The sequence below is a fragment of the Parabacteroides goldsteinii DSM 19448 = WAL 12034 genome (assembly GCF_000969835.1).
Taxonomy (GTDB): Bacteria; Bacteroidota; Bacteroidia; order Bacteroidales; family Tannerellaceae; genus Parabacteroides; species Parabacteroides goldsteinii.
On record NZ_KQ033913.1, the window covers coordinates 2,017,566 to 2,029,881 of the forward strand.

The 12,316-nt window shown below is 46.0% G+C and carries 13 protein-coding genes; 8 read left to right on the forward strand and 5 right to left on the reverse strand.

All coding sequences use genetic code 11. The features are described 5' to 3' along the window. Positions 1 to 34: 34 nt before the first annotated feature. On the reverse strand, positions 35 to 577 hold the full coding sequence (locus HMPREF1535_RS21175; RefSeq protein ID WP_046147669.1) for an RNA polymerase sigma-70 factor: 543 nt from the start codon (positions 575 to 577) through the stop codon (positions 35 to 37). Positions 578 to 728: 151 nt separating this feature from the next. On the opposite strand from HMPREF1535_RS21175, the gene cysK reads away from it, so the two are divergent. The 5 genes from cysK to HMPREF1535_RS21200 all read left to right on the forward strand — a co-directional run bounded on the left by cysK (position 729) and on the right by HMPREF1535_RS21200 (position 6,395). Continuing rightward, on the forward strand, positions 729 to 1,676 hold the full coding sequence (gene cysK, locus HMPREF1535_RS21180) for a cysteine synthase A (protein WP_007658205.1): 948 nt from the start codon (positions 729 to 731) through the stop codon (positions 1,674 to 1,676). Between the two features lie 280 nt (positions 1,677 to 1,956). Further along, a complete protein-coding gene (locus HMPREF1535_RS21185) occupies positions 1,957 to 2,397 on the forward strand; it encodes a MarR family winged helix-turn-helix transcriptional regulator (protein WP_010802698.1) in 441 nt (146 codons plus the stop codon). Beyond that, the gene (locus HMPREF1535_RS21190; protein ID WP_046147390.1) at positions 2,375 to 3,685 is read left to right on the forward strand and encodes a TolC family protein; all 1,311 of its coding nucleotides are present in this window, start codon (positions 2,375 to 2,377) and stop codon (positions 3,683 to 3,685) included. Before HMPREF1535_RS21185 ends, HMPREF1535_RS21190 begins: the two co-directional genes overlap by 23 nt. 21 nt (positions 3,686 to 3,706) lie before the next feature. After that, positions 3,707 to 4,777 (forward strand): HlyD family secretion protein, encoded by a 1,071-nt coding sequence (locus HMPREF1535_RS21195; RefSeq protein ID WP_046147391.1) that lies wholly within the window; start codon positions 3,707 to 3,709, stop codon positions 4,775 to 4,777. A 13-nt stretch (positions 4,778 to 4,790) separates the two neighbouring features. Beyond that, a complete protein-coding gene (locus tag HMPREF1535_RS21200; protein WP_046147392.1) occupies positions 4,791 to 6,395 on the forward strand; it encodes an MFS transporter in 1,605 nt (534 codons plus the stop codon). Here the strand turns inward: HMPREF1535_RS21200 and HMPREF1535_RS21205 are convergent, their stop codons facing one another. Next, a complete protein-coding gene (locus tag HMPREF1535_RS21205) occupies positions 6,396 to 7,046 on the reverse strand; it encodes a LuxR C-terminal-related transcriptional regulator (RefSeq protein WP_046147393.1) in 651 nt (216 codons plus the stop codon). It abuts the gene before it with no gap. Beyond that, on the reverse strand, positions 7,046 to 8,284 hold the full coding sequence (locus tag HMPREF1535_RS21210; protein WP_046147394.1) for a PLP-dependent transferase: 1,239 nt from the start codon (positions 8,282 to 8,284) through the stop codon (positions 7,046 to 7,048). The genes HMPREF1535_RS21205 and HMPREF1535_RS21210 overlap by 1 nt, the downstream gene beginning before the upstream one ends. A gap of 149 nt (positions 8,285 to 8,433) precedes the next feature. On the opposite strand from HMPREF1535_RS21210, the gene HMPREF1535_RS21215 reads away from it, so the two are divergent. Continuing rightward, entirely contained in the window at positions 8,434 to 9,195 is a 762-nt protein-coding gene (locus HMPREF1535_RS21215; RefSeq protein ID WP_007658220.1) for an exodeoxyribonuclease III, read from the forward strand. A gap of 49 nt (positions 9,196 to 9,244) precedes the next feature. Here HMPREF1535_RS21215 and HMPREF1535_RS21220 read toward each other — a convergent pair whose 3' ends face one another. Then, complete coding sequence (locus HMPREF1535_RS21220; protein ID WP_046147395.1) at positions 9,245 to 9,799, reverse strand: GNAT family N-acetyltransferase; 555 nt, start codon at positions 9,797 to 9,799, stop codon at positions 9,245 to 9,247. Between the two features lie 222 nt (positions 9,800 to 10,021). Then, entirely contained in the window at positions 10,022 to 10,693 is a 672-nt protein-coding gene (locus HMPREF1535_RS21225) for an SGNH/GDSL hydrolase family protein (protein WP_046147396.1), read from the reverse strand. Between the two features lie 92 nt (positions 10,694 to 10,785). On the opposite strand from HMPREF1535_RS21225, the gene HMPREF1535_RS21230 reads away from it, so the two are divergent. Beyond that, positions 10,786 to 11,454: a DUF2490 domain-containing protein gene (locus HMPREF1535_RS21230; protein ID WP_007658222.1), complete on the forward strand. Its 669-nt coding sequence runs from the start codon at positions 10,786 to 10,788 to the stop codon at positions 11,452 to 11,454. A gap of 100 nt (positions 11,455 to 11,554) precedes the next feature. Beyond that, complete coding sequence (locus HMPREF1535_RS21235) at positions 11,555 to 12,238, forward strand: queuosine precursor transporter (protein WP_007658223.1); 684 nt, start codon at positions 11,555 to 11,557, stop codon at positions 12,236 to 12,238. Positions 12,239 to 12,316 lie beyond the last annotated feature (78 nt).

A 12,316-nucleotide genomic window follows, 5' to 3' on the forward strand; every position in this document is an offset into this window, starting at 1 on the left:
TTTCTAAGAATAAATGAAAAAAGGGAATCGGTTTTTACAGGAAAAGAGAAAGTAGAGTGATATTCTTCCGCAGATATTTAAGCGCTTCACTAATTTGATTTTCAACAGTTTTCTCCGATATATTCAACAATTCGGCTATTTCTTTATAGCTCTTGTTTCCTTTCCGGCTCAGATTAAATATTTCCCGGCGGCGTGGCGGCAACTCGTTTATAAGCATGTCAATATATTCGCTCAGGTTCTTTGCCTCTATCTCCTCTTCAATATCGTATGAATCTTCCATAGCGGCGAGGACGGTCATTTTATAAAAATCTTCGTTCAAGTTTTTTCGGTGTTGATTAAATATCAGGTTACGGGTGATGACAAACATCAATCCTTTGAAATTATCGTCTTCACGCATAAAGTCACGCCCTTCCCACACTTTTATAAAAACTTCCTGCACGACTTCCTCTGCTGTATCCTGATTGGTCAGGTAAAGACGGCTGAAGTTGTATACCTGCCTCCAGTACTTTTTATATAAAGCAGTAAAAGCATCTTTACTGTTTTGCTTCAATAATAATATCAGTTCGTTATCCTCCATCTTCCACATTCAGAATGTATGCAAATATAAGAGATTTATTTTATCCGGCAGAAAGTAAAAAATAAAATATACCCTCTTTATGGTATTTCCCATAATCAATACTCCTCTTATCTTTGTTGCATAAATAAGAACAACTAAAATATAGAATGATATGGCAAACGTAGCAAAAAAACTGACAGACCTGATTGGTAACACTCCGTTATTAGAGTTTTCCAACTTCAATGCAAGCAAAGGATTAAAAGCAAAACTGATCGGTAAACTGGAATACTTCAACCCGGCAGGCAGTGTGAAAGACCGCATCGCCCTGGCAATGATCGAAGACGCAGAACAGAAAGGACTTCTGAAACCGGGAGCGACCATTATCGAACCGACAAGTGGAAATACTGGTGTAGGACTTGCCTTCGTTTCTGCTGCCAAAGGATATAAACTGGTTCTGACAATGCCGGAAACGATGAGTGTAGAACGCCGCAACTTATTGAAAGCTCTTGGAGCCCACCTAGTATTAACTCCCGGAGCCGATGGCATGAAGGGAGCTATCGCCAAAGCCGAATCATTACGTGATGAAACACCTGGTTCCGTCATCCTGCAACAATTCGAGAATCCGGCCAATCCGGCTAAACACGTACAGACTACTGCACAGGAAATCTGGCGCGATACGGATGGTAAAGTCGATATTTTCGTAGCCGGTGTCGGTACGGGCGGAACAGTCAGCGGTGTCGGTGAAGGATTGAAAGCACATAATCCGAATGTGAAAATCGTAGCGGTAGAACCGAGCGACTCCCCCGTCCTCTCCGGTGGTAAACCGGGACCGCATAAGATACAGGGTATCGGGGCCGGATTCATTCCTAAAACATATAACGGCAAATACGTCGATGAAATCATTCAGGTAGAAAATGACGATGCCATCCGTACCAGCCGTGAACTGGCACAAAAAGAAGGATTGCTGGTAGGTATCTCTTCCGGTGCTGCCGTATACGCTGCTCTAAAACTGGCGGAACTGCCAGAGAATGCAGGCAAAACAATCGTTGCCCTATTACCCGATACCGGAGAGCGGTATCTTTCTACCGTATTATATGCATTCGAAGAATATCCGTTATAAACGAGACCTTATCTATATTCTATAAACTGAAGCATATTTAGAAAATAATGAGCCAATGTGGCAATATGCCAATTTAGGAATAATTGAGCTATCAGTTTATAGTGATGGGAGTAACCAATTCCCCTCTTGAGAGGGGAGACAGGTACAACCGGTCAATAATCGGATAGTTCAAATCTGATAAATATCGAACTTCTTTCCCTTAGTTTTTCACACATAATTAGTCAAATATTTGACTAATATCCGATAAATATCTATCTTTGCGCCGATAAAAACAGCAAGTATGACAGATAGTGAATTAGCTCACGAACTTAATCTACTAGTATTAAGGACACGCATGACATTCCGCCAGACCATTCAGCGAATACTGAAAAGCAACAACGTCGATATGACCTTTGAAATGCTTCAGGTAATGCATTGTTTGTGGAAAGAACAGGGAGTCAGCCAACAATCGCTGGCCGAAAAAACAGCGAAAGACAAAGCATGCCTCACCAACCTGATCAATAATCTCGAGAAGAAAGGATGGGTTATACGGCAGGAAGATTGCAACGACCGCCGTAATAAACTGATATACCTCACCCCCGAAGGAGAAAAGGTAGCCGCCAAGATCAAATCCCTCTTGAAAGACATGTACACCCAGGTCGGGCAACAAATGAACACCAAACATATGGAAGCCTGTATGAAACATCTAAGCAAACTGAATGAGATATTTGATCAAATATAGTTTTTTATTGTTACTGTTTATAGGAAAGCCTGTTGCGACTTGTTCCCAACAGGCTTATTCTCTTACCCTCGACGAACTCTTCCGCCTGGGTACGGAAAACAGTCTGCGTCTGCAAGCCTCCCACATGCAGGAAGTCGTCGCAGCCGACAAGAAAAAAACAGCGCAAACGGCCCGTCTGCCCGGTATCAGTATCGGTGCGACGACCGGATATATCGGACAGTCTACCGTCTTCCGGCAGGGACTGACGCAACCGGTTCATCCCGACCTGCCCGACTGGTCACATAATTATAATGTAGAAGTAACCCAACCCGTCTATCGCGGAGGTAAAATACATTATAATATCAAACGTGCCTCGTTGGAGAAACAGATTGCAGCACTCAATTCGGCCAGTAGCAAAGCCGAAGTCAAACTGCTCCTGCTCCGTCAGTATATGGACCTTTTCAGCCTCTACAAACAAAAAGACGTATTTGCCCGTAACGTGGAAGAGTCCACCCGCAGACTTGAGGATATCCGCCGCCTGAAGAAAGAAGGTATCGTCACCCGAAACGACGAGTTGCGTAGTGAACTGCAACTCACCAACGACCAGCTGGCCTGCCGCGAAGCAGACGATAATATCGCAATCGTCTCCCAGCAACTCGACGTCCTGCTCGGACTGGATGAAACATTCCTCCTGCAACCCGACACGGCATTGCTTTACACGGCCGTTTCACTGGAAAGCTATGATGCCTACGTCCAACAGGCTTACCTCAACTATCCCGAATTACAGATCGCCCGCTACAACACGAAGCTGGCTGAAAACGATATATTCCTGTCAAAAGCCGACTATCTGCCCTCACTCTCGGTACGTGCCGCCAATACCCTGGCACGCCCGCTGAGCACTACGATGGAAGACGTCTTCTCCAACAACTGGAATATCGCTTTAAGCCTCTCCTACAACCTGTCATCCCTTTATCAGAATAAACATAAGATACATGAGGTAAAACAAATTGTCAATATCCAGAAAAATAAGGAAGAACAAATCCGCCAGGATATCCGTATTAATGTCAAAAGCGCCTGGATCAGGCATCACGAAGCGCTCGACCGCGTACAGGCACTGATCCTGTCGGTCAGGCAAGCGGAAGAGAACTACCGTATCGTAAACAACCGTTATCTCAACCAGCTATCCATCCTGACCGACCTGCTCGATGCCAGCAGTGTCAGGCTTGAAGCCGAACTGCAATTGACCAATGCACGCACCGAGGCCATCTACAGTTATTATCAACTGATGCATGCATGCGGCAATTTATAACTTAATTAAAAACAGACAAATATGTCCGGATTACATAGAAAAAGAAAACAACTGAGGCGACTGAAAATAAGGAATATCACCCTCAATACCGTATGTATCCTGCTCGCTTTCGGCGGCATATCATGGACGGTCAACTATTTCTGGAAATATGTCAACTACGAAATCACCAATGATGCCGTAGTGGATCAATATATCACCCCCGTCAATATCCGCGTACCGGGTTACATCAGGGAAGTCCGTTTCACCGAGCACCAGCAGGTAAAGGAAGGCGACACCCTTCTGATCCTCGACGACCGGGAATACCGTATCAAGCTGAAAGATGCCGAAGCCGCCCTCCTCGATGCCCAGGCCTCCAAAGACATACTAAGTTCCGGCATCGAAACCTCCCAGGTGAATATCAGCGTACAGGAGGCCAATATCGCCGAGACGGAAGCCCGCCTCCGGCAACTCGAACAGGACCATCGACGTTATGCCAACCTCCTGGCCGAAGAGTCCGTCTCGCAACAGCAATACGAACAGGTCAAGGCTGAATACGAAGCCATGAAAGCCCGTTACGAATCCCTGCTCCGCCAAAAGAGTGCCGCCCAATCGCAATATTCGGAGACGAGCAAGAAAAGCGGCAGTGTGAAGGCGGCCATCCTGCGCAAAGAAGCCGACCTGGAGATGGCGCAACTCAACCTGTCGTATACAGTCGTCACCGCTCCCTTCGACGGATACATGGGACGCCGCACGCTGGAAACCGGACAACTGGTTCAAGCCGGACAAACCCTCAGCTACCTCGTCCGCAACAATGACAAATGGATAACCGCCAATTACAAGGAAACACAAATCAGCCATATCTACATCGGCCAAAAAGTACGCATCAAAGTAGATGCTGTAGACGACCGCATTTTCCACGGCACCGTGACGGCGATCTCCGAAGCGACCGGCTCCAAATACTCCCTCGTCCCGACCGATAACTCTGCCGGCAACTTCGTCAAGATACAACAGCGCATCCCTGTGCGCATCGACCTGATTGACGTTTCGCCCGAAGACATGAATCTGCTCCGTGCCGGCATGATGGTGGAAACGGAAGCATTGAAAAGACATTGAATAATACAGCATAATGGCTACACAAACACCCCTGAATGTCCCTATCCGCCCCTGGGTCCCCCGCTGGCTGGGGATCGTTACGGCTTTTACCGTCATGCTGCCGATCATCCTGATCAACGGAGCCTATACCGGGACTATCACCGAAGTTTCAGGAACGCTGGGTGTGTTGAGCGAAGACATCAGCATGGCTTACTATGCGACATCGGCGGGAATGGCGGTTGCTTATCCGCTGATCCCGAAAGTGCGTCCGGTAGTGACCACTAAAACGATCCTGCTGATCGACCTCTTGTTGCAGGTGATCCTCAGCTTTATCTGTGCGCAGGTGAACCAGATGGATATCATTATCGTATGCAGCTTCTTTATCGGTTTTCTGAAAGGTTTCGCCATGCTGGAGATCATCCTGATGATACGTCCGCTTTTCAGTCCGCAGAATGTGCGCAGCGAATTTTATGCTTACTTCTACCCGATCGTGTTCTCGGCAGGCCAGGTCTCGATGGCGGTCACGGCACAGTTGGCCTATTACTACCAATGGCAGTATATGTATTACTTCGTTATCCTGCTCTTGCTGGTTGCCATCTCTTTTATCCTGATGTTCTTCCGGTATGCCAGGCGTCCTGTCTATTTTCCTTTTAAAGAGATAGATTGGAAAAGTATCCTGCTCATGGCCTCCATCCTGCTTTTCACCATCTGGTCGGCCACCTACGGGAAGACACTCGACTGGTTTTCGTCCGCTAAAATCACGGTGTATGTGCTGTCGCTGCCGGTATTGGTCTGGTTATTCCAGTTCCGGCAGAAGACGCGGAAAAATCCGTATCTGAAACTGGAAGTGCTGAACAGCAGCAAGGCGTTGATCGGCTATTTCTTCATGATGTTGGTGATGTTCTTTTCTTCCACCAGTTCGCTGGTGACCAGTTATATGAATAATATCATACGGGTAGACAGCGTACATGCCAACTTTCTGAATCTCTGGATGCTGCCGGGGTTTATCTGCGGGGCGGTGATCTGTTTCTGGTGGTTCCGCTGGCAACGGTGGCGTTTCAGGATACTGATATCCAGAGGGATGCTGTGTTATGTGATCTATCTGGCTATCCTCTATTTCGGGATCACACCGGACGGGAGGTACGAAATGTTGTATCTTCCGATGTTTCTCCGGGGAATGGGAATGATGATCTTGTTTATCGCTTTCGGTGTGTATGCGGTGGAAGATATGAACCCGAAGCTGATGATATATAATGCCTTTTTCCTGATCACCTGCCGTTCGGTGATAGCTCCTGCCCTGTCGTCGGCCTTCTTCAATAATATGCTTTACCGTCTGCAATTGCGGGATATGGCGATCCTCTCGGAGAATATGCGCCTCGATAACCCGCTGGCGGCACAGCAATACAACCAGTCACTCAATAATGCACTGGCACAGGGACATAGCATGACGGATGCCGTGCAACTGGCTACAAACAGCCTTTACACCACACTGCAATCGCAAAGCTTGTTGCTTGCCTTGAAAACGATTATCGGCTACGTGCTCATCTTTGCGATTGTGGTGATGGTTATCTCCCGCTTTACGCCTTTCCACAAGACTTTGAAAGTCGAGATTGTGAAGACTGGGGAAGATATGGTCTGATTAAATATAGTATTCCGCTGCATCGACTATCCCTGCGCGCAGAGCATATTTGGTTGCCTCGTGCACATTATTTACTTCCAGTTTGCGGAAAATATTTTTGCGATGGGTGGTGATGGTGTGGATGCTGGAGAAACGCTCGGAGGCAATTTCTTTGGTCGTCTTGCCTAAAGCGATGGATTTCAGTATTTCTTTTTCTGTCGAGGTCAGTACGGGGTGCTCTTTGGGTTCACGGACTATTTTCTTTTCTGAAAGCAGGTTATGAATCCGTTGACAGATAAAACGTTCGGAATGTAAAGCCGATTGCAGGGCCGCACGTATTTCTGCTGACGGGGCATCCTTCAAGACGATGCTGAAAGCCTCGCTGCTGAAGAGGATGCGGCGGATAAAATTTTCGCTCAGTTCATCGCTGAAAAGTATCCAGGAGACCTGTTTGAAACGCTCCTGCAAGATCAGAAGTTCGTCGGCACTCGTCAAATCGAAAAGCGTGTAGTCGAGGATCACGACAGCCTGCGGATGCTGTTGAAGGAGTTGAAGCAGCTCGTGTTTGTCGGCAGCCTCAGTCACAAGGTTAAGATCCGGCATCCTGTCGCTCAGGTAAAGGATGCCGGCTTTGGTGATATCCTGGTTATCGGCTATGATAAGCGTCCGCATCAGCGTATGGCTAAAGCCTGTTTAATGTCGTTATACAAATCGTCGACCGGTTCGAGTCCGACCGACAGGCGGATTGTTTGCTGGCTGATATCCATTCCCTGCCGCTGCATTTCGGTGAAACTGCCATAGATGGTGCTTGCCGGATGGATAGCCAATGTCTTGTTGTCGAACAGGTTCGTGGCACGGCGGATCAGTTGCAGGCGGTTCATAAAGGCAAAGCAGGCCTCACGGGAAGGCAGGTCGAATGTCAGCATGGCTCCCGGATATTTTCCGAACTGGACAGTGCTCAGTTTATAATAAGGATTATCTTTCAGGCCGGTGTAATTGACCGACACAATACCTTCCAGCGTTTGCAGCCGGCCGGCTAGTTCCAGGCAAGTTGCTCCCTGCCGTTCGAAACGGAGAGGCATGGTTTCCAGTCCCAGCGTCTGCATGTAGGCAACCTGCGGCGTCATATAAGCGCCCAGGTTCCGGTGTATCTCCTTCCGGAGGCGGGCGGTGAAAGCGCGTTCGCCAAACTGTTCATACCAATGTTTCAGTGTGATAAAATGGCTCCAGTCGAAGGTCCCGTTATCAAGTATCAGACCTCCTATGCTTGTTGCCCCGCCGGAGATATATTTGGTGCTGGATACGATCTCGATATCTATACCAAAATCTTTTCCGTGGAAGACAGAGAAAGGAACGATCGTCGTGTCGGCGATCAAAGGTACTCCCGCCTCCTTTGCGATAGAAGATAACATCTTCAGGTCGGCCACTTCCAGCTGCGGATTGGTAATCACTTCGAGAAAGATCGCACAGGTGTTGCAGTCGATATAGGCGCGGACCTCGTCGGGATCGGTCAGGTTACAGAAACGTGCCTCGATATCAAAGGTGGCCAGCGTCGTCTTCATCAATGACCAGGTATTGCCGAACAGATGCGGGGAAGTGACGATATTGGCTTTTGCACGCCCGATCGTCATCAACATATTGCAAATGGCAGCCATACCGGAATTGAGGGCGGTGACACTCATAGCTCCGGTAACGGACAGCACACGATCTTCAAAATATTGTACGGTCGGATTCGTAATCCTCGAATAAGCATGGTCGGACGTACGGCCACAGAAAGCGGCTTCCATCGCTTCGGCCGATTCGAACTCGTAAGCAGCAGTGTTATAGACCGGCATTGCCAATGAGCCATAGGCGTCCGGCTTCTCGTAAGGCGTATGAAGCAAACGGGCTTCAAAACTATTTTCTTCCATTCTGTATTTTCCTCGTATAATTTTCTTTTTGCCGCTACAAATGTAGGATTCATTTAGATGTAAAATAGAATTATCCGGTAAAAATTAGTACATCCAACTGTTAAATTGTATCTTTGGATTCCTATTAAACGATCTAAAAGAGCTGTTATATGAAGATAATAACATACAATGTAAACGGCCTCCGCGCCGCTGTGGGAAAAGGCTTTCCGGAATGGTTAAAACAAGAGCAGCCCGATGTACTCTGCCTGCAGGAAACTAAACTTCAGCCGGATCAATTCCCGGCAGAGGCCTTTGCGGATTCAGGTTATAAACCTTACCTGTTCAGTGCCCAGAAGAAAGGTTATAGCGGGGTAGCTATCCTCACCCGTCAGGAACCCGATCATGTGGAAATAGGAATGGGCATAGAAAAATATGATAACGAAGGCCGTTTTATCCGTGCGGATTATGGTGACCTGTCAATTGTCAGTGTCTACCATCCTTCCGGAACCAGTGGTGATGAACGCCAGGCCTTTAAAATGGAGTGGCTGGAAGATTTCCAGAAGTATGTAGTGGAATTACAGAAAACACGTAAGAATCTGATTCTTTGCGGCGACTATAATATCTGTCATGAACCGATAGACATTCATGATCCGGTACGCAATGCGACTAACAGCGGTTTCCTTCCCGAAGAGCGCGAATGGATGACACGGTTTCTGGATGCGGGATTTATCGACACATTCCGCCATCTCAATCCGGAAAAGCAACAATATACATGGTGGAGCTATCGTTTCAACGCCCGTAAAAACAATAAAGGCTGGCGTATCGATTACTGCATGGTCAGCGAACCGGTAAAACCGTTGCTGAAATCGGCTTATATTCTGAATGATGCCGTGCATTCAGATCATTGCCCGGCGGTATTGGAGATTGAATAAAAGACAGAAAGTATATATGAAAGGGGAGAATATATCTCCCCTCTTCTCTTTATTCACGCCAATACTCCGGCTTGTCCAGTGCATCAGCGCATCTTACCTTTCCTTTAGGAATACTTCCTGCTTCCGAAGTAAGGGATTGATACATCCAACAATCAGCATAGATATCTTCAATCGGATAAGGAGGCGGATAACCGGCTTCTTCTGCATTCCCTTTAAAACCATGGCGGGGATAATACTCTTTATGCCCCAGCACAAAAACCATCTCCACTCCCATCTCCTTCAATATCCGATGGCCTTCCCGGATCAGCAAACCTCCGAGACCTTGTTTCTGATACTCCGGCTTTACGGCCAAAGGAGCCAGGATATAAACAGAAGGTGAAGGATTGCTCCCCTCCAATGAGGCCTTTGTAAAAAGGATATGGCCTATAGCCTCCCCCTGATAACAGGCAAGCAACGAGACGTAAGGTTCTGCTGTCTGATCTGCCAAAAGGTCTTCCACCAGTACGGCCTCGCCATCTTCACCGAAAGCGAGTCGTTCAACGTTCATTACATCGTTAAAATCGTCAGAAGTAGCCCTCCTGACTTGCACGTCGTTTAAATTCATGACTATGATATATTAAATGGTTACTATGCTCCCTTATGGGAACAGTTTTTATCTATAAAAGGATATAATAATAAGGCCCGGATGAAGATGTATATCCGGAGTATTGAAGTGACCAGCCTATAAAGAGTTATAGGCTGTTATTAAGCACTTATAGATGTAGAAAGTAGTGTTTTCAAAAAACTGTTTTTATAATTCGGGAGCAAATATAGCAAAATAATCCGGTTAGTAACCACTCAGTGCCGGAAGAAGTATCTTTTCCATGATCTTATATCCGCCCAAAGTAGGGTGCACGCCGTCTTTGGAATATTTCTCCGGCAAACCTCCCCGCTCATCCGCCAATTGAGAATGATAATCTATATAAGTAAAGCCGTTACGGTCTGCATAAGCCTTAATCATTTTATTCAGTTCGATAATTTTATCGGCAGGTTCCAGTCCTTTACGCCAGCCGAAATCATAGGCGGGCAAGACAGAACAAAGAATTACATCGATATGGTTTGCTTTTGCCAATTCGGTCATAGATATGATATTTCCCAGTATATTTTCCTGAGAGATATATCCGTTGTTTTGGGCAATATCATTGGTCCCGGCCTGGATTACAACAGCCTTCGGTTTGAGGTTGATTACATCTGCACGAAACCGCACCAGCATTTGCGCCGTCGTTTGTCCGCTGATACCTCTGCCGATAAAGCCATTGTTCTTAAAGAAAAGCGAATCGTTATTCCACCAGCCTTCCGTAATCGAATTTCCCATGAATACCACTTTAGATGGGAGTTCTACCGTTTTATTAAGTTCAGCATACCGGCCAAAATTGGCCCAATCTTTCTCCTGGCCTAAAAGAGAGGAGGCAGCCAATGCACACACAACCAGCATCAGCCATTTCTTAAAGTTCTTCATAACATGATTTTATTAAGTTACATGAGATACAAAAATAATTCTTTTATCCTTATCTTTGCCCTAAATCTAAATTAAAAACACATCATATTCTTATGAAAAACTATTTCAAGAGAAATTGTTTCTTTATTCTATTCGTCTTTTTGATGTTTCAGAGTCATTCTACTTTGTGGGCAATGGATGGTGCCGGAATGGCATTCAAGGTTAGTCTGTCGGGAAAGATTTATCATAAGTTTTCTTTTTTACTGGAAGAGGATATCCGTCCGAAATCAAACTTCAAACAGGCGGAGTGGTTTCTGACAACAGGAGAAATCAACTATACATTCAACCGGTATCTGAAAGCCGGAGTAGCCTATATGTTACTTAACCAGTACAAGGCTTCCGAAGAGTTACGGAACAGATATTATGTGTATGCTTCGGGAAAATATCCTGTCGGCAACTTTGTCCTGTCTCTTCGCGAACGATTCCAGAGTACTTATAAAACAGGCGCCGAACATCCCAAGAATTATCTCCGGACAATGCTCACCCTCTCCTACAAGATCAGTAAAACGGATTTCTCCCCTTTTGCTTATGCCGAAATATTTAATGACACAGGCTATCAGGGTAATATGCACACAGACAGGATTCGCCTCTCAGCCGGAAGCGATTATAAGATAAACAAACAAAACGCATTGCAGTTATATTACCGTTACCATATATTCAACGTATATGATCCGGTCAATTATAAACATGCAATAGGGCTGACCTACTCACACAGGTTCTAAAAAAATAACTATCTTTGCAGCCGGAATTTAATTTATAGACATGATACGGAAAGTTTTTGCTTTCCCGAGTGCTTGATAAACCTCGTAAAAAACAAGAATTATGCAGAAGACAACTGTAACAATCCCATTTATGCTGCTTGGCATCCTGTTCAATATATGCCTGGTAGCGTCCAATCTTTTAGAGACGAAAGTCGTACAGGTATTTGGTATTACTGCTACAGCCGGACTGATCGTATTCCCTATTTCCTATATTATCAATGATTGTATTGCCGAAGTATGGGGATTTAAGAAAGCGCGTTTGATTATCTGGAGCGGATTTGCTTCTAACTTCCTCGTTATCGGATTTGCACAACTGGCAGTCATGTTGCCTGCCGCCCCGTTTTGGGAAGGGGAAGAAGGTTTTAACTTCGTCTTTGGAATGGCTCCGCGCATTGCGATTGCAAGTCTGATCGCTTTTCTGGTCGGCTCGTTCCTGAATGCGTATGTGATGAGTAAGATGAAGATTGCTTCCAAAGGGAAAAACTTTTCTTTACGTGCGATCGCTTCGACATTAGTGGGTGAGAGTGCCGATTCGATGATTTTCTTTCCGATCGCTTTTGCCGGATTGATTCCCTGCAAAGAATTATTAATCATGATCGGGACACAGGCGGTTCTGAAATCCCTCTATGAAGTGATCATTCTTCCAGTAACGATCCGCGTAGTAAAATACATAAAGAAGGTGGACGGTAGCGATGTCTATGATATCGGAACTTCTTATAATGTTTTGAAGGTAAAGGATATTTAATTACCTGGCTGGTTTCATTATCTCATCGGCATGGGATGCCGATGTCAGTCGACCAGGATAGTAACCTCAGCATCATAG

What these genes read in the sequence shown, in the direction of transcription:
- HMPREF1535_RS21220 (WP_046147395.1), bottom strand. Translation starts at nt 9,799, where the DNA reads ATGAATTTAAACGACGTGCAAGTCAGGAGGGCTACTTCTGACGATTTT.
- HMPREF1535_RS21195 (WP_046147391.1), top strand. Translation starts at nt 3,707, where the DNA reads ATGTCCGGATTACATAGAAAAAGAAAACAACTGAGGCGACTGAAAATA.
- HMPREF1535_RS21190 (WP_046147390.1), top strand. Translation starts at nt 2,375, where the DNA reads ATGAGATATTTGATCAAATATAGTTTTTTATTGTTACTGTTTATAGGA.
- cysK (WP_007658205.1), top strand. Translation starts at nt 729, where the DNA reads ATGGCAAACGTAGCAAAAAAACTGACAGACCTGATTGGTAACACTCCG.
- HMPREF1535_RS21210 (WP_046147394.1), bottom strand. Translation starts at nt 8,284, where the DNA reads ATGGAAGAAAATAGTTTTGAAGCCCGTTTGCTTCATACGCCTTACGAG.
- HMPREF1535_RS21215 (WP_007658220.1), top strand. Translation starts at nt 8,434, where the DNA reads ATGAAGATAATAACATACAATGTAAACGGCCTCCGCGCCGCTGTGGGA.
- HMPREF1535_RS21225 (WP_046147396.1), bottom strand. Translation starts at nt 10,693, where the DNA reads ATGAAGAACTTTAAGAAATGGCTGATGCTGGTTGTGTGTGCATTGGCT.
- HMPREF1535_RS21205 (WP_046147393.1), bottom strand. Translation starts at nt 7,046, where the DNA reads ATGCGGACGCTTATCATAGCCGATAACCAGGATATCACCAAAGCCGGC.
- HMPREF1535_RS21235 (WP_007658223.1), top strand. Translation starts at nt 11,555, where the DNA reads ATGCAGAAGACAACTGTAACAATCCCATTTATGCTGCTTGGCATCCTG.
- HMPREF1535_RS21200 (WP_046147392.1), top strand. Translation starts at nt 4,791, where the DNA reads ATGGCTACACAAACACCCCTGAATGTCCCTATCCGCCCCTGGGTCCCC.
- HMPREF1535_RS21230 (WP_007658222.1), top strand. Translation starts at nt 10,786, where the DNA reads ATGAAAAACTATTTCAAGAGAAATTGTTTCTTTATTCTATTCGTCTTT.
- HMPREF1535_RS21185 (WP_010802698.1), top strand. Translation starts at nt 1,957, where the DNA reads ATGACAGATAGTGAATTAGCTCACGAACTTAATCTACTAGTATTAAGG.
- HMPREF1535_RS21175 (WP_046147669.1), bottom strand. Translation starts at nt 577, where the DNA reads ATGGAGGATAACGAACTGATATTATTATTGAAGCAAAACAGTAAAGAT.